Raw genomic sequence first — 20,894 nt, forward strand, 5'->3', positions numbered from 1 at the left:
ACGACAGGCCAATGTCGACGCGTGGCGGGCGCCCGCGAGAACGGCCGGTGGCGAACGGTTCGGCGCGTTCGTTACCGGACGCGCCGAACCGGGCGATCACTGGCCGGCGGCGCCGCTTGCGGGGCCGCCGGGCTGGCCGTGCATGTAGCCGGGACCCGTGCCCATCCCCATCCCTTGCCCGCGATGCATGCCGCGCATGGGGGGCGTGTCGGGGAGCTTGATTCCGCGCGCGTTCGCACGCTTCTGCATCTCGGCATGATGTTCGGCGCGGATTTTCTCGCGCTCGGCATCCGACGCTGCCGAGCGCATCCGCGTACGGTATTCAACCCGCTCGGCCGGCGTCATCAGTTGACTGCCGTAAATCATGCCTCCCGACTCGACGGCCGCGCCTTGAGTTGGCTGGCGAGGCTGGGCGTCGGCCAGACCGGCCGTCATCGCGATCGCGACGCCGACCAGGCACGTCGCAGTGAACGTATTCGCACGGAACATGGCAATCTCCAAACCATTTGTGTGCATTCAACGGTACACGGAAAGGCGGCAGATCCTTTGTGTCAGATCAAGTGGCGCCGGGTAGCCGCCAATACCATTGAAATGCATGCCGGCCATCACGTTGACGTCAACTGTACCGTGCATCATCGTGCGGCACGCGTTGCGGCGTGGCGCGCCGCCTTGATCGGTCCATTGCGGAGTCGATCGGCCATGTCGAATTCCCTGCGCTATCGTGAAAGAACCGTGGAGCTCGCCGACCAGATGCGCAAGCTGCGGCAATCGCAACCCGACCCGATGTCCGCCTTCGGCGCGTTGGCGGTTGCCGGTGCCAAGGACGGCGCGCTGACGAAGAAGACTCGCGGGCTGATCGCGTTGGGCATCGGGATATCATGCCGCTGCGGCGACTGCATCGGTTTCGACAGGCAATCGCCGCCGATCAAGCGCAAGGCGACGCGTGAGGAAGTCGAGGAGGCGGCCGGTGTCGCCGTCTACATGGGCGGCGGCCCGTCGATGATGTACGCGGCGCCTACGTTGATGGCGGTCGGCGAGCCGGCGGCGTGAACGTCGGTGTTCGGCAGTGCCGGAACGCCATACGTGCCGCCCCCGTGTGCATGCGACTTTCCGAGTTTGTTCAATCCTGGAACGTGACCTGAATCGTGATGCCAAATAATCCCGACGTCGTGCCGGAACCCATCGCAGAAGTGACGCCGGCGATGGCCGCAGCGGCCACCCGAAGCACCTGGGTGAGCGTCGCCGTAAACCTCACGCTGAGCATCGGACAGGTGGTGATCGGCATCCTGTCTCGATCGCAGGGTCTCGTCGCGGACGGCATTCACTCATTGTCCGACCTGGTCGCGGATTTCGTCGTGCTGATGGCCGGCCACCACAGCAGGAAACCGGTCGACGAAAAGCATCCGTATGGACATCAACGCTTCGAAACCGGTGCGTCGCTCGCACTTGCGGCGATTCTGCTGCTGGTCGGTGGCGGGATGCTGTGGTCCGCCATCCAGAAGCTCGAGCATCCGGAAGCGATCGCGCGCGTCCACGTCGCGGCGCTATCGGTGGCGCTCATCGCGCTCGTCGCGAAGGAAGGCCTGTTCCGTTACATGCTTGCGGCGGCAACGCGAGTGAAGTCGAGCATGCTGGTCGCCAACGCCTGGCATGCGCGTTCGGATGCCGCCTCTTCTCTGGTGGTCGCATGCGGCATCGTCGGCAATCTGCTCGGCTATCCGCTGCTCGATCCCGTCGCCGCGCTGATCGTCGGCGGGATGATCGTGAAAATGGGCGCCACGTTCGGTTGGGACGCGTTGCATGACCTGATGGATCGGGCGGCCGACGTCAAGGACGTGCAGGCGATCCGCGCGACGCTGCTTGCGACGCCGGGCGTGCTTGACGTGCACGACCTGCGCACGCGAAAGACCGGCGATCTGATCCTCGTGGACGTGCATCTCGACATCGACGCCGATCTCACCGTTGCGCAAGGGCACGACATCGCTGTGAACGCGCGTGCGCGCGTGATGCGGCATCACCGTGTTTTGAACGTGATGACGCACGTCGATCCGTGCAAGCGCGAAACGCCCGCTGAAGTCGCGGCCGGGATTCGACGCGAGTAGGCAGGAAAGGGGCGACGTACCGGTTCGGAACGTCGCGCATGCCGGCGTCGCTCGGAGCTGCGCGGATGATGGCCGCGCCGGAACCGCAATCGACGTTCGTCGACGAGGGCGCGCCAGTCGAGCTTCATCAACCCAAAGACGAAGCCGAGCAAGGCCGGTTGCGTGACGACGAAATATCCGCCGAGGTAAGCGCTTTCGAGTTCGGCCTCACCCTTGGATGGGCGTGACGCCGAGGGAGCCATCAAGATCGATCGAATGGAAACCAGGGGCGGGCGATTCGATACCCGAGCCGTGGCAGCCGCTTCAGTCGCGCAAGTATGAGCACGCGCGTGGGTGCTTGCCGGGACCGGCCGAGCACGAGCCGGATCTCGGCCGTGCCGGACGTGTGGACGGGCGCAGCTTCACTTCCTCGAGACCGGCGGGCAACGCTGGGTATGCGGCCTCGTGAACTTCACTCATGGGCATGGCGACGCTTCGCCCTGCGCAGGGCGTGACGCTACACGGCCAGTATCACGAGCGTCCGGAACAGCAGCGATCTCAAGCACTTTATCCTGTTAGATCTGACAGGGGAACTCGACGATTTGCGGTTTTGTATCGGCGATTTAGCAATTATTGACAGTATTGGGCTGCATTCATCAGTATTGTTCACGCGGCAAAAAAATGACTGGCGTAGAACAATGAATAACAAGACCTACCGTCTGGTGTATTCCAGACTCCGGGGGATGGTGGTGGCCGTCGAAGAAACGGCCGCTGCCGCGGGCAAATCGGCGGGCGGCGAGACGCGTGCGGGCAGGCGTTCGCGCACCGTGCGGGCGGCATCGGTCGCGATGGCCGTCTCGGGCATCCTGCCCGTGCCGGCGTTGGCGCAAATCGTGCCGACGCCAGGTGCCGGCACGCAGGTCATCCAGACCCAGAACGGCTTGCCTCAAGTCAACGTGGCGCGTCCGTCGAGCGCAGGCGTATCGGTCAACACCTACAACCAGTTCGACGTACAAAAGGCCGGCGCGATCCTGAACAACTCGGCCTCGATGGTTCAGACCCAGCAGGGGGCTGGATCAACGGCAACCCGAATTACGGAGCCGGACAGGCCGCGCGGATCATCGTCAACCAGGTCAACAGCCCGAACCCATCCCAAATACGCGGCACCGTCGAGATAGCCGGCGCCCGCGCGGAACTCGTCCTGGCCAACCCGTCCGGGATTTTTGTCGACGGCGGCGGCTTTCTCAATACCAGCCGCGCGACCCTGACCACTGGCGTGCCGTTTTACGGCTCCGACGGCTCGCTCGCCGGATACACCGTCAACCGGGGGCTCGTGACGGTCGCGGGCGCCGGCCTGAATGCGTCGAACATCGATCAGGTCGACCTGATCGCACGTGCGGTGCAGATGAACGCAGCGGTCTACGCGAAGAACCTGAACGTGATCACAGGCGCGAGCCAGGTCAACCGCGACACGCTCGCCGCGACGCCGATCGCCGGCGAAGGTCCTGCTCCGGCAGTCGCGATCGACGTCGGCCAACTGGGCGGGATGTATAGCAATCGAATCTTCCTCGCATCGAATGAGAACGGTGTGGGGGTGGCGAATGCCGGCACGATCGCTGCGCAGGCGGGCGACCTGACACTGCAGGTGAATGGCCGACTCGTCCTCACCGGCAGGACGACTGCGAGCGGCAACCTTGCGTTGTCGGCCGCGGGCGGAATTCAGAATAGCGGCACGACGTACGCGCAGCAATCGCTGTCGGCCAGCACGAGCGCCGATCTCACGAACAGCGGGACGCTCGCGGCGCAGCAGAATACGACGGTGAACGCGGGCAGCGTCAATTCGACGGGCACGCTCGGCGCGGGCGTGAACAACGACGGCTCGGTGGCGCGCAGTGGTGAACTGAAGCTGACGGCCTCGGGCCAACTGAGCGCAATCGGCCGGAATGTCGCGGGCGGCAACGCGTCGCTGACGGGCGGCAGCGTGAACCTCGCCGGCAGCCAGACGGCCGCGAACGGCAATCTGTCGCTGAACGCGACGAGCGGCGACATGAACCTGTCGAACGCGACGACAAGCGCCCAAGGGGCCGTGACTGCGAATGCGACGGGAACGGTGATCAACGATCGCGGCAATCTGTCGAGCGGCGCAGGCACAACGCTTGCCGTCGGCAGCCTCTCGAACCAGGGCGGCAAGGTGTCGTCGCAGGGGGCGCTGTCGGTGACGGCCGCCGGCCAAATCGCCAATCAGTCCGGCGAATTGGTGTCCCAGAGCACGATGAACATGCATGGCGGCACCCTCGCGAACAACCAGGGCACCATTCAAAGCGCGGCGGGCATGACGGTGGCCGGGGTGTCGGTGGACAACACGGCGGGCCGAATCACGTCACTCAATGGCGATGGCCTGTCGATCACGGCGACTGGCCAACTAACCAATGCAGCCGGCACGACGGCGAACGGCGCGCAAGGCGGCGTCATCGGCGGCAACGGCGCCGTCACCGTGCAGGGCGGCAACGTCGCCAACCACGGAAGGATCACGTCCAATGCGAACCTGCGCGTCTCGGGCCAGTCGGTCGACAACGGCCGAGGCACGCTGCAGGCCGCGCAAAACGTCGCGGTGGATGCGGGTGCGCGACTGACGAACGACGGCGGCTCGATTGTCGGCCAGACCGCGGCGCTCAGCGGAACGACGCTCGACAACCGTGCCGGCACCGTGCAGGCCGGTCAACTGTCGTTGAACGCGACCGACCTCGCGAACCATGCCGGCACGATCACGCAGACCGGCACCGGCGCGATGGCCGTCAATGTGTCGAGCACGCTCGACAACTCCGGCGGCGGCACGCTGCAAACCAACAGTACCGACCTGACGCTCGCCCCCGCTTCGCTGATTAACGACGGCGGCACGATCACCCATGCCGGTAACGGCACGCTTACGCGGACCTGCAGACGATGTACCAATCGCTGATGGCGGCCGGCGCCGATTTGTCGAAGTCGCTCGGATTGGCCGTAGGCGCGAGCCTGTCGGCGGATCAGGTGTCGAAGCTGACCGGCAACGTGATCATGATGGAAACGCGCGTGGTCGACGGTCAGTCGGTGTTGGTGCCGGTCGTCTACACGAACACGTACTACCAGCAGATCGCCGGCGTGAACCAGACGTTCGTCGCGAGCGGCAACTCGAAGACCGTCGATTTCAAGCTGAACCGTGTGCTGTCGCGCAGCCAGAACGACGTGTTCGGCGCGCAGGTCCGGCTGTCGCGCCGCTTCGGCCAGAGCTTCATCGAAGACACCGAAATCCCGCAGCAGCGCCGCAACAACACGTTCATCGAGTTCGGCCTGACCGATCGCCACTACTTCGGCAATGCGCAGTTCGACGGGACGCTCGCGTACCGCCAAGGCATCGGCGCGTTCGGCGCGCAGGACGACAGCCTCGCGGCCGGCGGCGGCCCGACCTACCGCTACAAGATGGCGGTGCTCGACGCGAACCTGTCGGTGCCGTTCGCGATCGCGCGGCAGCCGTTTCGCTACGTGACGACTTTCCACGGTCAGTACACGGGAAACACGCTGTACTACATCGACGATCTGACGATCGGCAGCCGCTACACGGTGCGCGGATTCGACGGCGAGACGATGCTGGCCGCTTCCCGTGGCTTCTATTGGCGCAACGAGCTGCAGGCGCCGATCGGCCAATCCGGACAGGCGGTATATGCCGGCATCGACTACGGCCGCGTGTGGGGCCCGCAGCCGGTCGCCCTCGTCGGCACGCAACTGGCGGGCGCTGTGATCGGCGTGAAGGGGGCCGTCGCGACCCGATTGGGCGCCTACGGTTACGATCTGTTTGCCGGCATGCCGATCTACAAGCCGTCCGGATTCCCGACGGCGCGAGTCACGGTTGGCTTTCAGGTCACGGCACAATTCTGACGATGAGGCGCAATCCGATACTCGGCCCGCTGTCGTCGGAGACGACGCCGGCGAGGATCGAGAAGATCGAGAACTGACGGCCTGTCCGAGCGCGCTGATCGTCGCGCTGCTGTCCGAGAGCCCGCCCCGCGGCTCTGTTGCCCACGCTGCAGTGGCAGCCCTGTCACGAGCGCGGGATTCAGAACACGCACGATCGGTCGATTGCCGATGTTCGGATACCGGACGTGCCAGCGCTATTTCGGCAGCGCCGTCGACGGACAAGGGCAACGCGTCTGGCATCCCGCAGCGCTTCCGCGCCATTTTCGGCCGTGGCGGCTCTTCTTCGCGATGAGCGCGACGGGCCCATGTCGGCGGTCCTTTTGCCGGCAGTGAACCTGACGCGCCCCCCGGTTCGGCGGCGCGCGCCTCAGCGATGCAGCAACGGATACGCGATCAAGCCGGCGGCCGCAGCGGCTGCCACGATCACCGGCTCCTGGAGTTTCTTGAAGCGCCAGAGCAGCACGATCGTCACGAGCGCGACGGCGGCCGTCGGCACGTCGACGATCGAGCGCTTCGCGATGACGAGCACCGAGCCCGTGATCGCGCCGACGGCCGCGGCCGTGATGCCGTCGACGAACGCCTTGACGCTCGGGAGATGGCCGTACTTCTTGACGTAGGGCGCGGGAACGATCGTGAACAGATAGCACGGCAGGAACGTGCCGAGTGCCGCCACGAGCGCGCCTGGAAACCCCGCGACCAGATACCCGACGAAGCCGACCGTTATCACGACCGGTCCCGGCGTGATCATCGCGACGGCGACCGCGTCGACGAACTGCTTGTCGTTGAGCCAGTGGTGCTCGGTGACGACGCCGCCGTACAGGAACGGCACGATCGCAAGCCCCGAGCCGAACACGAACGCGCCGGCTTTCGTGAAGAACAAGCCGATTTGCGCGAGCACGGAAGCGTCGATGCCGCTCATCAAGCCGCTCACGAAGCCGCCCGTCGCCGGAAGGTTGGCGGCGGCCAGCGCGTTCGCTCCGCTGCCGCCGAGCCATTTCGGCGGCGCGCGCCAGAGCCAGCCGATCAGCCCGGCGACGATGAACAGCCATGCGATTTCCGATTCGGTGACGAACGTCACCGCGGCGAGCGTCACGAAGATCGCCCAGAGCAGCTTGTCCTTGCCGACCGTCTTCGTCGTGAGCTTGTAAGCGCTCATCGCGATGATCCCGACGACCGCCGCGCCGACGCCATAGAACACGGCCTGCATCCACGGCAATCCGCCGAAGTGGGCGTAGGCGAAACCGAGCGCGACGACCATCAGGAACGACGGCAGCACGAACGCGAGACCGGCGAGCGTCGCGCCGAGGATACGGTAGTGGACATACCCGAGATAGATCGCGAGCTGCGCGGCCATCGGCCCGGGCGCGAGTTGCGCGAGCGTGAGCCCTTCCTTGTAGTCCGCCTCCGAAATCCAGCCGCGACGCTCGACGAGATCGCGGCGCATGTAGCCGGCGAGCGCGACCGGGCCGCCGAAGCCGAACGTGCCGAGCCGCAGCATGTATCCGACCAGTTGGCTCATCGAGTAGGTCGGCGCATTTGTCGCAATGGCGGTGGTCACGATCGTTCCCCGGTTTCGCCCGCTTCGTTCGCCGCGAAGTGCGCGTACAGCGAATCGAGCACGTCGCTCATCTGTTCGAGCAGCCGATCGTCGTTCTCGGCGCGCCGGCGTGCGCCGGCCAGCACGGCTTCGAAGCCGACCGTCTCGGGGACGCCGGGCCCGCCGACGTCGAGCGCGTGCACGATCGTGCCCAGGCGCAGCAGCGCCGGGTCCTTGTCGAGCCCGAAGCTGGCGAGCAGCACCTCGAACGTCACGCGCTCGCCGACGTGCGTGAACGCGGCGCCGTCGTAATCGAAGCCGAGCGCGCCGTCGGGGCATTCGCTCGGCGACGCGAGCCAGATGAAGCGCGCGCGCGCGTCGATGAAACGGCGAATGAGCCATGCACTGGCGACGCGATCGACCCACATGCGCTGGCGCGTGGCCCACGTGCGCCCCTGGTAGTCGTCGATAGCAAGGCGTCGGATCGCGCGTTCGGCGGCGTGGGGCTCGCCGGGCGACAGCACCGTATCGACGAGAGCGACGAAGTCCTGCCATGCAAGCTCGGCGCGGGTGGCCGCGTCGTCGGGGAAGTAATCGATCGCGCGAATGGCTTCGAAATCCTTGCGCAGGCGGCGCAGCAGGCGAGCCAGTTCGGTGGCCGATTGGCCGGCCAGCGTTTTGCGCGCCTGCGCGAGGCCGCGAACGAAGCTCGCGTAATCCTCTTCGCGATCGAACAGCGCGCGGAGTTCCGCTTCCTGCGACGTGTCGAGGCTTGGCGCGCGCAGCAGGTGCGCGGCGCCGCCGCTTTCGGCGATCGCGTCGGCGAGTTCGCGCAGCATCCCCTCGCGCGCCTCCGTATGGGGAAGCAGGTAGACGCCGTCGCGCAGCACGGCGCAGCCCTTTGCCTTGAGCGCGCGCCAGAACCGCATGCGGGCCGTCGCGTTTTCCGTCGGAAGGGTCAGAACGAGGAGCGACCAGGTCGATATGTTCTCCATGTAGCGAATGCTACTCACTGGTTGCAATATCTACAAGTTGGCTTGTTGGGGCGGGCGCGACCTTCGTTTGGCGGCTTGCGGCGAAGGAGCGGGACGGTCGCGATTTGTCGAAGCGATGGTCGAGTCGGCGGTAGAAGCGGAGGGAGAGGCGGCGGTCGAATCGGCGTCTCGGACATCGCTTCGGGATTCGGTATGGCGCGCATACGCGCGGGTTCACCCACCTTGTGGGCATACGCCCGTTTGCGGAGGCCGGCAACTGCCGGCGATCCGCGCGAGCACTCGACCGACGGGGCAAGCAATGCCATGCAAGGACCCTGGCTCCCCCATGCAGCCGCCCGGCGGCGCGTCGCTGGTCATGCGTCCGTCGCCGCCCGACCTCGGACCGAGTCGCTCGCGAGCAGCCGCGCGTTTCCATGCACCATCGGCCCGAGATAGTCATGGAAAGCTGTATAAACATCCAGTATAGTACTCGTCGAAATCGAGCCGCACCGGTGCCCGCATGGCGGCGCGCGCACCGCGCCGGCGAGCCTCTTGCAGCCTTCCGGCTGCCGCGAACTCTGGCTAACTCATTCAGACGGGCAGGCAAATTGTCATCCAGCAATCTGATCCGCATTCGCGGAGCGCGTCAGCACAATCTCAAGCATATCGATCTCGATTTGCGCACCGGCGAAATGACGGTCGTCACCGGCCCGTCGGGCTCCGGCAAGTCGAGTCTCGTGTTCGACACTTTGTACGCGGAGGGGCAGCGGCGCTACGTCGAGACGTTCAGCGCGTATGCGCGGCAGTTTCTCGACCGGATGGACCGGCCGCAAGTGGAGCGCGTCGACGGCGTGCCGCCCGCGATTGCGATCGACCAGACGAACCCCGTTCGCAGCTCGCGCTCGACTGTCGGCACGATGACCGAGCTCAACGATCATCTGAAGCTCCTCTACGCGCGCGCGGCCGAACTGTTCGACCGCCGGACCGCGCGGCTGGTGCGGCACGACACGCCGGAGACGATCTACGCGGATCTCCTTGCTCGCACGAAGGAGCACGACCCGCGCATCGCGATCACGTTCGCCGTCGAACTGCCGGAAACCGCGACCGACGACGAAGTCGAGCAGTGGCTGTCGGCGAGCGGCTATACGCGCGTGCAGGCGCGGCGCGAAGTGGCGTCGCCCACCGGGCCGCGCAAGGTGCTCGACGTGGTGGCCGACCGCTTCCGGCTGCATCAGGTCGACAAGGCGCGCGCGATCGAGGCGATCGAGGCGTCGCTGAAGCGCGGCGGCGGGCGGGTGAATGTCTACGTGCTCGCGCAGGTGCCGGAAAACGCGAACGACGCAGCCGCGCAGTCTCAGGTGTGGCGTTATTCCACCGGGCTTCATGACCCGGACAGCGATCTGCGCTACGCGGACCCGCAGGCGGCGCTGTTCTCGTTCAACTCGGCGTACGGCGCGTGCGAGGCCTGCCGTGGTTTCGGCCGCGTGATCGGCGTCGATCTCGGCCTCGTGATTCCCGACGCGCGCAAGACGCTGCGCGGCGGCGCGATCAAGCCGATGCAGACGCCCGCCTGGAAGGAATGCCAGGACGATCTGATGCGCTACGCGGCGAAGGCGAACATCCGGCGCGATACGCCGTGGGCCGAGCTGACGCCCGACGAGCAGGACTGGGTGATCAACGGCTCGCCGGACTGGAACGGCAAGTGGCAGAGCCAGTGGTACGGTGTGAAGCGCTTCTTCGGCTATCTCGAATCGAAAGCGTACAAGATGCACATCCGCGTGCTGCTGTCGAAATACCGCAGCTACACGCCGTGCGCGGTGTGCGGCGGCGCGCGCCTGAAGACGGAATCGCTGCTGTGGCGGCTCGGCACGAAGGCGAACGCCGACGCGGTGCTCGCGAGCGCCGATCGCTTCATGCCGCGCGGCGTCGAGTGGACCCGCGCGCAGCTCGAGGCGCTGCCGGGCCTGACGGTGCACGATCTGATGCTGCTGCCGATCGAGCGCATTCGCCGCTTCTTCGACGACGTCAGCCTGCCGAGCGCGCTGCTCGACGATGCGCTGAAGCTGCTGCTCGCCGAGGTGCGCACGCGGCTGAAGTATCTGTGCGACGTGGGGTTGGGCTACCTGACGCTCGACCGGCAGAGCCGCACGCTGTCGGGCGGCGAAGTGCAGCGGATCAACCTGACGACGGCGCTCGGCACGTCGCTCACGAAGACGCTGTTCGTGCTCGACGAGCCGAGCATCGGGCTGCATCCGCGCGACCTGAACCGGATCGTCGAGGCGATGCAGCGCCTGCGCGACGCGGGCAATACGCTCGTCGTCGTCGAGCACGATCCTTCGGTGATGCTCGCGGCCGACCGGCTGATCGACATGGGCCCCGGCCCGGGCGAGCGCGGCGGCACGATCGTCTACGACGGCACGCCCGGCGACATTCGCTCGGCGCACACGCTGACGGGCGAGTATCTCGGCGGCCGCAAGCAGGTCGCGCACGCGTCGCACTGGGTGCGCCGGCCGGTGGACGCGCGCACGCCGCGCATCGTGCTCGAGGGCGCGAGCGAGCACAACCTGCGCGACGTGACAGTCGAGATTCCGTTGCAGCGTCTCGTCTGCGTGACGGGCGTGTCGGGTTCCGGCAAATCGACGTTGTTGCAGGACGTGCTCTATCCGGCGATGGCGCGGCACTTCGGCAAGGCCACCGAGTCGCCGGGCGCGCACCGCGGCCTCATGGGCGCGGAGCAGGTGGGCGATGTCGTGTTCGTCGATCAATCGCCGATCGGCAAGACCACGCGCTCGAACCCGGCGAGCTATGTCGGCGCGTTCGACGAGATCCGCAAGCTGTTCGCGAAGGCGCCGCTCGCGCTGCAACGCGGCTACGGCGCGGGCACCTTCAGCTTCAACTCGGGCGACGGCCGCTGCCCGACATGCGGCGGCTCCGGCTTCGAGCACATCGAGATGCAGTTCCTGAGCGACGTCTATCTGCGTTGCCCGGACTGCGACGGCCGGCGCTACCGGGCCGAGATTCTCGACGTGCGGATCGAGCGCGGCGGCCGCGCGCTCAGCGTCGCCGACGTGCTCGAGCTGACCGTCAGCGAAGCCGCGGCGTGCTTCGCCGCCGACGCCGAGGTGCTGCGCGTGCTGCAACCGATCGTCGACGTCGGGCTCGAATACGTGAAGCTCGGCCAGCCGGTGCCGACGTTGTCGGGCGGCGAGGCGCAGCGGCTGAAGCTGGCGGGTTTTCTCGCCGAGTCCGCGAAGGCCGGCAACGGGCGCCGTGTCGTCACGCAAGAGGCGCGCGTCGCGCGCGCGCGTCTGTTCATGTTTGACGAACCGACCACGGGGCTGCACTTCGACGACATCGCGAAGCTGATGCGGGCGTTCGGCAAGCTGCTCGCGGCAGGCCATTCGCTGATCGTGATCGAGCACAATCTCGACGTGATCCGCGCGGCCGACTGGCTGATCGATCTTGGCCCGGAAGGCGGCGACGGCGGCGGCCTCGTGCTGTGCGCGGGCACGCCCGACGATGTGAAGGCATGCGCCGGATCGCATACCGGCGCGGCGCTGCTGCACTACGACCGTGCAATGGGCGCCGAGGCGGAGCTCGCCGAGCAGGGCGCGCCGTTGCAGGCCGTGTTGAGCGCGGCGCGCGCGCGGCGGGCGATCGAAGGCGAGGATGTCGTGCGGATCGTCAATGCGCGCGAGCACAACCTGAAGTCGCTCGACGTCGACATTCCTCACGGCAAGTTCAACGTGGTGACCGGCGTGTCCGGCTCCGGCAAGTCGACGCTCGCGTTCGACATCCTCTTTCACGAAGGCCAGCGCCGCTACCTCGAATCGCTGAACGCCTACGCGCGCTCGATCGTGCAGCCCGCGGGCCGCCCCGAAGTCGACGCGGTGTACGGCATTCCGCCGACGGTGGCGATCGAGCAGCGGCTCTCGCGCGGCGGCCGCAAGAGCACGGTCGCGACGACGTCCGAAGTGTGGCACTTCCTGCGGCTGCTGTATGTGAAGCTCGGCCTTCAGCATTGCATTCATGACGGCGCGCCGGTGACGTCGCAAACCGTCGAATCGATCGTCGCGCAATTGCTGCGCGATCATCGCGGCGAGCATGTCGGGCTGCTCGCGCCGCTCGTCGTCAATCGCAAGGGCGTGTACACGGATCTCGCGAAGTGGGCGAAGGCGCGCGGCAATACGCATCTGCGCGTCGACGGCGAGTTCGTGACGGTGGACCCGTGGCCGAAGCTCGATCGTTTCCGCGAGCATACGATCGAGCTGCCGGTGGCCGACCTCGTCGTGTCGCCGGAGAACGAGGCCGGGCTGAGGCAGCGCCTCGACGAGACGCTCGAGCTCGGCAAGGGCGTGATGCATCTGCTCGCGCCGCTCGACGGCCTGAGTCATGCGATGGCCAACCGCCTTTCCACCGCGCGCGTCGGCGAGATCAAGGTGCTGTCGGTCAAGCGCGCGTGCCCGGTGTGCGGCACGAGCTACCCGGAGCTGGACCCGCGAATGTTCTCGTACAACAGCAAGCACGGCTGGTGCGCGACCTGCGTGGGCACCGGCCTCGCGCTCACGCGCGAGCAGCGCGCGGCCTACGACGACACGGTGCTCGCCGAAGACGGCCGCGGCCGCGAGCAGGCGCTGCCTTCCGACGAGCAGGAACCGGAAGGCGTCGGCGACGAGCCGTGCCCGGATTGCGGCGGCACGCGTCTGAATCCGTCCGCGCGCGCGGTGACGTTCGATCGCCATTCGATCGTCGACGTCGCGCAATGGACCGTGTCGGATACGCGCCGCTGGATCGACGGCCTGCGGCTTGCCGGGCGGGACGCGCAGATCGCGCGGGACATCGTCGGCGAAATCGGCAGCCGCCTCGCGTTTCTCGAGGAAGTCGGGCTCGGCTACCTGAGCCTCGATCGCGCGGCGCCTAGCCTGTCGGGCGGCGAGGCCCAGCGCATCCGGCTCGCGGCGCAGCTCGGCAGCAACCTGCAGGGCGTGTGCTACGTGCTCGACGAGCCGACGATCGGCCTGCATCCGCGCGACAACCAGATCCTGCTGGACGCGCTGCGCAAGCTCGGCGACAAGGGCAATACGCTCGTCGTCGTCGAACACGACGAAGACACGATTCGCCGCGCCGATCACATCATCGACATCGGCCCGGGCGCCGGCAAGCGCGGCGGCGCGCTGGTCGCGCAGGGCGGGGTGGCCGATCTGTCCGCGCAGCCCGCATCGGTGACGGGGCGCTTGCTCGCCCAACCGATGACGCATCCGTTGCAGCCGCGCCGCAGCGTGAATCCGCCGGGCAAGCGCAACGGGCCGGCGGTGCCGCAGACCTGGCTGACGGTGCACGGCGCACTGCTGCATAACCTGCGCGGCGTCACGGTCGGCATTCCGCTCGCGCGGCTCGTCGCGGTGACGGGCGTGAGCGGCTCGGGCAAGTCGACGCTCGCGCGCGATGTGCTGATGACGAACCTGCTCGACGCGGTGGGCCGCTCGGTGCTGTCGTCGCCGGCCACGCGGCGCGCGCGCAAGGCCGCGCAGCAGCAGGCGCCGCAGGCGGCACAGGTGACGAAGGGCCGCGCGAGCGTGCTGGCGCGCAGCGCGCCGAGGCCTGCGCTGAACGTCACGCATGCGTGGCAGGGCTGCGAGTCGATCAGCGGCTGGGAGCAGATCGACCGCGTGCTCGAAGTCGATCAGACGCCGATCGGCAAGACGCCGCGCTCGTGCCCGGCGACCTACATCGGCGTGTGGGACACGATCCGCAGGCTGTTCGCGGACACGCTGGAGGCGCGCGCCCGCGGCTATACGGCGTCGCGATTCTCGTTCAACACCGGCGAAGGGCGCTGCCCCGCGTGCGAAGGGCAGGGCGTGCGCACGATCGGCATGAGTTTCCTGCCCGACGTGAAGGTGCCGTGCGATGTGTGCCACGGGCAGCGCTTCAATCCGGAGACGCTCGCGGTGACGTGGCGCGGCCGGAACATCGGCGACGTGCTGACGATGGAGATCGACGAAGCGGTGGAGTTCTTCGCGCCGATCTCGAACATCGCGCACCCGCTGCAACTGATGAAGGACGTCGGCCTGGGTTACCTGACGCTCGGCCAGCCGTCGCCGACCTTGTCCGGCGGCGAGGCGCAGCGCATCAAGCTCGTCACCGAGCTCAGCAAGGTGCGCGACGACATCACGCGGCGCGGGCAGAAGGCGCCGCACACGCTGTACGTGCTGGACGAGCCGACCGTGGGCCTGCACATGGCGGATGTCGCGAAGCTGATTCGCGTGCTGCACCGGCTCGTGGATGCGGGGCACAGTGTCGTCGTGATCGAGCACGACCTCGATGTGATCGCGGAAGCGGACTGGATCATCGACCTCGGCCCGGAGGGCGGCGCCGGAGGCGGCGCGATCGTGGCGGCCGCGCCTCCGGAAGCGCTCGTGAAGGCGGGCGCAAGCCATACGGGGCGCGCGCTCGAGCCGGTGCTGGCGCGAACGGGCGTGAACTATCGCGAGCCCGTGCAGGGCGGGGAGGCGGAAGTCGGCTGAACGGGGCGCTTCCGATGAACGGCCCGGGCGCCGTGCGAGACGCCGGCGCTTCACGAGAAGCGCGGGCGCGCGGGCCTGCTTGTGACGATCGCGCATCGCCGGCTTGCGCGGCGCGCGACCGGTTCCTGCACGAGCGCCGAGACGCCGGTGTCCGCCGAACGTCTGCGCCTGAAGCCCCCAGGCGACGCATGACGCGTTGCCGCGAGCGGTGCCGCAACCCGGCGGCGCGGGCTTGCGCCGCGCTTACCTTACTGTTCGCAGCGCACGTCGCGTTTGAGCACCGCGATGATCGCCGGATACGTGCCGTGATCGAGGTCGATGCGCGCGACGACGTTCTGCATCGTGTCGTCGCCGTCGTCGTACACGCTCACGCGCTCGCGGCGCAGATACTCGAGGCCGGTGCAGCCGGATGCGCGTCCGTCTTCGGACACGCGGCAATCGAGCGGATGGTCCGCGAGATAGCGGTAGCGATCGCGCTCGCGCGCGGCGAGGTATTCGCGCAGGTTCGACGCGGCGCCGCCGACGCCCGTGACGATCGCGATTGAGCATGCCGGGGTGGAGGCAGGCGCGTCGTCGACTATCTGCGCATGCGCGGACGCGCAGACAGCAGCGGCAAGCGCGGTGAGGATCGAGATTCGAAGGAAGGACATGGTGCGGGACGCCGTCGTCGGAACGAATCCCGGATTGTAGTGCGATTCCGGGCGGCGGCGCCTCGGGATTCACGCGCGCCGGCGGGCGTCGCCCGATGCTTGTTTCCGCGCGACGCGGACGGCGCGGCGGCGCATCCGAGCGTTGCGGTCGCGGCGGCCGGCAATGCGTTGCCGAGCGCCTTGCGATTCACGCACCTTCCTCGAAGCGCGCGCGCCGGCCGCCGATATCCGGCGGCAACGCGCGCGCCGCGCGCACGTTGACGGCCCGCCGGACGCGATACAGACTGCTGGCTGTGCCAGCGGCTCCGAGGGAGATTTCATCGACCACCGGTCGAGGATGCCAGGCAATCCCGCTGGCCGCCCATTCACGTGAATGATTGCCACATTCGGGAGGGCATCAGTCATGGCCGAAAAAAAGAGGCGCATTCATGCCGCGCTTCTCGCCGCGGCGATCGCCGCGACCGCGCCGGCCTGCCACGCGCAAAACGCCACCGACTGGCTGGCGAACACCTACGGCACCCTCGCCGCCCACGTGGGCAACGCGGCGCGTTCGATGTGGGTCGCGCCCGAAGGCGTCATCTACACGGCGTCGATGTGGGACGAGTACGAGGGCGGCGTCGCGATCTACCAGAACGGCAGGAGCGTCGGCTCGATCGGCACGCACGCGGAGTTTCAGGGCGGCGCGATCACGGGCAACGCGACGTCGGTCTTCGCCGCGCTTCAGTACGACAAGTCGCATGGCAGCGGCGCGGTCGGACGATACAACCGCGCCACGAAAACTCGCGATCTTGTGATTCAGGTCAGCGCGTCGAACAATCAGCCCCGGGTCGACGTCGTCACCGGCCTCGCCGCGGCGGGCTCGCTCCTCTATGCGAGCGACTTCTACGGCAACCGCGTCCGGATCTTCACGACCGACGGCATCTGGCAGCGGGACATCGGCGTCTCCGGGCCCGGCGCGCTCGCCGTGGACCGCGCGGGCAACGTCTGGGTCGCGCGAAAGAGTGCGGGCGCGATCGTCGAGTTCAGTCCGGCCGGCGCATTGCTGAACATCATCCGGATGCCCGGCGGATCGCAGCCGTCGGCGCTCTATTTCGATGCGTCGTCGGGGCAACTGATGGTCGGGGACGAAGGCCCGGACATGAACATCAAGAGTTACCGCGCGTCGGGCACGCCGGCGCTCGTCGGCACATTCGGCATTCGGGGCGGCTATCTCGATGCCACGACGGGCATCAAGGGGCAGGTGGGCGCGAAGCGCTTCACCCGCGTCGCCGGCATCGGCAAGGACAGCGCCGGCACTCTCTATGTGCTCAACAACCCGTGGGGCGGTAGTTGGGACCTCGGCCGCAACGGCGGCACCGATATTCACGCGTACGACAGCGCCGGCAACCTGCAGCGGACGCTTCAGTCCCTCAACTTCGAGGGCGTCGCCGCCCCGGACCCGGCCACGGACGGCGCGCTGTTCTACGGCGGCACCAACATCTATGCCGGCGGCGCGGGCGGCACCTTCGTCGCGAACACGGTCGATCCGTTCTCCTACCCGTCGGACCCGCGCATCGACATGAACGATACGCAGCGCGACGAGCATTTCGGGCAACTCGTCGCCGTGGGCGCGAACCGGATTCTCGTGGTGTCCGGCCAGAATCCGCCGGTTTTCCACTTCTTCCATTTCAACCAGGCGAACGGCTACGTGGCCATTCCGGATGCGTCGATCCCGGGCCCGGCATTCAATACGACCCAACGGGTCACGGGCGGATTCTGCATCGACGGCAACGGCGGCGTGTGGGCCGGCCTGGACAAGACCGGCTCGATCTACCATTACCCGCTGACCGGTTTCGACGCGGGCGGCAAGCCGGCATGGGGCGCCGGCATTCCGATCCGCATTCCCGCGAGCGTCCAGCCGCTGACGCGCATCGTCTACCTCGCGGACAGCGACACGATGATTCTCGCGCAGGGCATCGTCGGGAGCGCGGACTGGACGGCGATCGGCACGCGGATCGAGGTGTATCACGGCTGGCGCGCGGGCAACACGACGGCGCCCGATCCGGTGATCAATCTCGCCGGCGCGGGCGCCAAGTCGATCGACGCGGCCGGCAATCATCTGTTCGTCGGCTACTGGTTCAGCGGCAGCGGGCCGGCGCGGCCGAACATCGACGCCTTCAACCTCGCCACGGGCAAGCTCGACGCCACGCTGGTCAACACCAGCAGCGGCACCGTGGATGCGAGCAGCGCCGTCGATTCGATGTACGGCGTCAGGGCGTACCTGCGTTCGACGGGCGAGTACGTGGTCACGAAGAACAACGTCAAGGGCAACAGCATCACGGTCTATCGCTGGAAGCCGTGATCGGGCGTTTCGTCGGCCGGCGCGACTCGGCCGGGATCGACGATCCTGCTTGATACGGGGCGCTTGCCTGCTCCGGCCATGCGCTCACGCGGCGCGGCTCGATCAGTTGCCGGCGGGCGGCGCGCGGCACGTCGTAGCGGGACATGCGCGAGACCGCGCGCCGTCGCGACGCGCGCATGCCGTTGACACGGCCGGTCTGTGCCTCGCCGATGTCTTCACTCGGCGCGGATATCGGAATCCGCCGGCGATTGCGCGCGCCTTTCGCCGCTGGCCGGCATGGCGCTCGGCCGTTTTCGCGAAGACCGCGGACGGACGCTGGCGCACGCGTGCACGTCGCGTCGCGCATCCGCGTCCATGCCCCTTCCGATACCCACCATCGTCATCTTCGCATCACGCTGACGTCACGCTGAAACCTTACAGTCCGCTTGGGAATTCCCATGCCGACGAGGGGGCCGATGCCCGACGCCACCGGCGCGCCGCGCGCGCGGCCGGCGCGTGCGCGCATCGCCGGTTCATCGCTCGGTCAATTCACTGCAAGGACTCCGGAACATGAACTCTCGTCGCCGATTTCTGCAAGGCACCGCATCCACGGGCATCGCGGCCGCCACGCTGGCCGCATTCCCGCTCAGCATTCGCCGCGCGCTCGCGATTCCCGCGAACAACCGGACCGGAACCATTCGGGACGTCGAGCACATCGTCATCCTGATGCAGGAGAACCGTTCGTTCGACAACTACTTCGGCACGCTGCGCGGCGTGCGCGGCTTCGGCGATCGCTTCGGCATTCCGCTGCCCAACGCGCTGACGGTCTGGCAGCAGCGCAACGCGGCAGGCGCGCTGGTGTTGCCTTACCACCTGGACGGCAGCAAGGGCAACGCGCAGCGCGTGAGCGGCACGCCGCACTCGTGGGACGACGGCCAGAATGCGTGGGACGGCGGGCGCATGTACCAATGGCCGCGCTACAAGAATGCGGCGTCGATGGGCTACTTCCGCGAGAGCGAGCTGCCGTTCCAGTTCGCGCTCGCGAATGCGTTCACGATCTGCGACGCCTACCACTGCTCGATGCACGCGGGCACCAACTCCAATCGCATGTTCATGTGGACCGGCACCAACGGCCCGACCGGCGCGGGCGTGGCCTCGGTGGTGAACGAGTGGGACGACATCGGCCCCTCCGCGCTCGGCTACGAGTGGAAGACCTATCCCGAGCGTCTGCAGGAAGCCGGGGTGAGCTGGAAGGTCTACCAGAACATGCCCGACAACTTCACCGACAACTCGCTCGCCGGCTTCAAGCAATACCGCCGCGCGAACGAGGCGTCGGGCAAGCCGGTGAGCAACAGCGACAAGGTGGTGTCGCCCGCATACGATCCGGCGAGCGACGACGTTCGCAACCCGCTGTACAAGGGCATCGCCAACACGATGCCCGACGGCGGCTTCCTCGGCACGTTCAAGGAAGACATCCGCAACGGCAAGCTGCCGCAGGTGTCGTGGGTGGTGGCGCCGGCCGCGTATTCCGAGCACCCTGGGCCGTCGAGCCCGGTGCAGGGCGCTTGGTACATCCAGGAGACGCTCGATGCGCTCACCGCCATGCCCGACGTCTGGAGCAAGACCGTGCTGCTCGTGAATTTCGACGAGAACGACGGCTACTTCGATCACGTGCCTTCGCCGTCGGCGCCGTCGCTGAACCCGGACGGCACGCCGGCCGGCAAGACCACGCTGCCCGACGCCGACATCGCGTTCGAGCGCTTCATCCATCCGAAGCCGCCGGGCGCGAAGAGCCAGCCGCAGCCCGACGCTCGCGTGTATGGCCCCGGCGTGCGCGTGCCGATGTACGTGATCTCGCCGTGGAGCCGCGGCGGCTGGGTCAACTCGCAGGTATTCGACCATACGTCGACGCTGCGCTTCATCGAGGCGCGCTTCGGCGTTCGCGAACTCAATATTTCCGCGTTCCGCCGCGCGGTATGCGGCGACCTGACGAGCGCCTTCAACTTCGTGCAGCCGAACAACGAGCCGTTGCCCACGCTCGCCGGCCGCAAGACCCGCGCGCAGGCCGATGCGCTGCGCGCCGCGCAGCAGCAGATGCCGCAGATCGTGCCGCCCGCGAACGGGCAACTGCCGCGCCAGGCGGCGGGCACGCGGCCTTCGCGCGCATTGCCGTACGAACTGCACGTTCATGCCGTAGCCGGCACGCTCGACGGCACGATGCGCCTCGCATTCGTCAACACGGGCCGGGCCGCGGCCGTGTTCCACGTCTACGACAAGCTCAATCTGGGCCGCCTGCCGCGCCGCTACATGGTCGAGGCCGGCAAGCAGCTCGACGACGCGTGGGCCTCGATGACGGACAACGGCGGCCGGTACGACCTGTGGGTGCTCGGGCCGAACGGCTTCCACCGCCACTTCACGGGCGACATGAACCGCTTGCGCGCCGGCGGCGCGCCCGTGCCCGAAGTGCGCGTGGAGTACGACCGCAAGCACGGCGACGTGCAATTGCTGTTGCGTAACGAAGGGGCGCGCGAGTGCGTGTTCACCGTGCGCGCGAAGGCGTACCGCAGCGATGGCCCGTGGACCTTCAAGGTCAAGGGCGGCGCCGAGCGCAAGCATCACTGGAAGCTGGACGGCAGCGGCAACTGGTACGACTTCGTCGTGACCTGCGATGCCGACGCCGGCTACGCGCGCCGTTTTGCCGGCCGGGTGGAAACCGGCGAGCACTCCGTCAGCGATCCGGCGATGGGGTTCGGCGATCGGTTCTGAGCGGGGCGAGCCGCCGCGGCCGCGGTCGGTCGCGGCGGGACGGTAATACCCCCGCAAATCCGGCGTTGGGAGAAGTAGAATTTTCTCGTTA

General features: G+C 67.6%; 11 protein-coding genes and 3 pseudogenes. 9 read left to right on the forward strand and 5 right to left on the reverse strand.

Annotated features, from left to right (window positions below):
- Nucleotides 1-96: 96 nt before the first annotated feature.
- Complete coding sequence (locus BTH_RS00345) at nt 97-489, reverse strand: hypothetical protein (protein WP_009894629.1); 393 nt, start codon at nt 487-489, stop codon at nt 97-99.
- 210 nt (nt 490-699) lie between these two features.
- On the opposite strand from BTH_RS00345, the gene BTH_RS00350 reads away from it, so the two are divergent.
- A complete protein-coding gene (locus BTH_RS00350) occupies nt 700-1,050 on the forward strand; it encodes a carboxymuconolactone decarboxylase family protein (RefSeq protein ID WP_009894631.1) in 351 nt (116 codons plus the stop codon).
- 70 nt (nt 1,051-1,120) lie between these two features.
- Here BTH_RS00350 and BTH_RS34845 read toward each other — a convergent pair whose 3' ends face one another.
- On the reverse strand, nt 1,121-1,285 hold the full coding sequence (locus BTH_RS34845; protein WP_009894633.1) for a hypothetical protein: 165 nt from the start codon (nt 1,283-1,285) through the stop codon (nt 1,121-1,123).
- Between BTH_RS34845 and BTH_RS00355 the strand changes: the two genes are divergently transcribed.
- From BTH_RS00355 to BTH_RS00370, 5 genes and pseudogenes are all read left to right on the forward strand, one after another.
- Entirely contained in the window at nt 1,272-2,102 is an 831-nt protein-coding gene (locus tag BTH_RS00355) for a cation diffusion facilitator family transporter (RefSeq protein WP_009894634.1), read from the forward strand. The genes BTH_RS34845 and BTH_RS00355 overlap by 14 nt on opposite strands.
- 38 nt (nt 2,103-2,140) lie before the next feature.
- Nucleotides 2,141-2,329 carry a hypothetical protein gene (locus tag BTH_RS00360; RefSeq protein ID WP_025404152.1) on the forward strand — a complete coding sequence of 63 codons (189 nt, stop codon included), beginning with the start codon at nt 2,141-2,143 and terminating at the stop codon, nt 2,327-2,329.
- Between the two features lie 450 nt (nt 2,330-2,779).
- Nucleotides 2,780-5,010, forward strand: a pseudogene (locus tag BTH_RS00365) (filamentous hemagglutinin N-terminal domain-containing protein); the annotation flags it as partial.
- Nucleotides 5,007-5,210, forward strand: a pseudogene (locus BTH_RS35810) (hypothetical protein); the annotation flags it as partial. The pseudogenes BTH_RS00365 and BTH_RS35810, both read left to right, overlap by 4 nt.
- A pseudogene (locus tag BTH_RS00370) lies at nt 5,187-5,993 on the forward strand (ShlB/FhaC/HecB family hemolysin secretion/activation protein); the annotation flags it as partial. The pseudogenes BTH_RS35810 and BTH_RS00370, both read left to right, overlap by 24 nt.
- Nucleotides 5,994-6,399: 406 nt before the next feature.
- Here the strand turns inward: BTH_RS00370 and BTH_RS00375 are convergent.
- Together BTH_RS00375 and BTH_RS00380 are read right to left on the reverse strand one after the other, a co-directional pair.
- Nucleotides 6,400-7,530, reverse strand: a complete 1,131-nt coding sequence (locus BTH_RS00375) for a chromate transporter (protein WP_019254871.1) — start codon at nt 7,528-7,530, stop codon at nt 6,400-6,402.
- A 56-nt stretch (nt 7,531-7,586) separates the two neighbouring features.
- A complete protein-coding gene (locus tag BTH_RS00380; RefSeq protein ID WP_009894641.1) occupies nt 7,587-8,564 on the reverse strand; it encodes a chromate resistance protein ChrB domain-containing protein in 978 nt (325 codons plus the stop codon).
- Nucleotides 8,565-9,151: 587 nt separating this feature from the next.
- On the opposite strand from BTH_RS00380, the gene uvrA reads away from it, so the two are divergent.
- Nucleotides 9,152-15,067: an excinuclease ABC subunit UvrA gene (uvrA, locus tag BTH_RS00385; RefSeq protein ID WP_009894643.1), complete on the forward strand. Its 5,916-nt coding sequence runs from the start codon at nt 9,152-9,154 to the stop codon at nt 15,065-15,067.
- Nucleotides 15,068-15,315: 248 nt separating this feature from the next.
- Here the strand turns inward: uvrA and BTH_RS00390 are convergent, their stop codons facing one another.
- Nucleotides 15,316-15,786 carry a hypothetical protein gene (locus tag BTH_RS00390; RefSeq protein ID WP_223297150.1) on the reverse strand — a complete coding sequence of 157 codons (471 nt, stop codon included), beginning with the start codon at nt 15,784-15,786 and terminating at the stop codon, nt 15,316-15,318.
- Nucleotides 15,787-16,120: 334 nt separating this feature from the next.
- Here BTH_RS00390 and BTH_RS00395 point away from each other — a divergent pair, with 334 nt between their 5' ends.
- Nucleotides 16,121-18,058, forward strand: a complete 1,938-nt coding sequence (locus BTH_RS00395) for an SMP-30/gluconolactonase/LRE family protein (protein ID WP_009894647.1) — start codon at nt 16,121-16,123, stop codon at nt 18,056-18,058.
- Between the two features lie 549 nt (nt 18,059-18,607).
- A complete protein-coding gene (locus BTH_RS00400) occupies nt 18,608-20,803 on the forward strand; it encodes a phosphocholine-specific phospholipase C (protein ID WP_009894648.1) in 2,196 nt (731 codons plus the stop codon).
- The last annotated feature ends 91 nt before the right edge of the window (nt 20,804-20,894 follow it).

It is taken from the genome of Burkholderia thailandensis E264 (assembly GCF_000012365.1).
Classification (GTDB): domain Bacteria; phylum Pseudomonadota; class Gammaproteobacteria; order Burkholderiales; family Burkholderiaceae; genus Burkholderia; species Burkholderia thailandensis.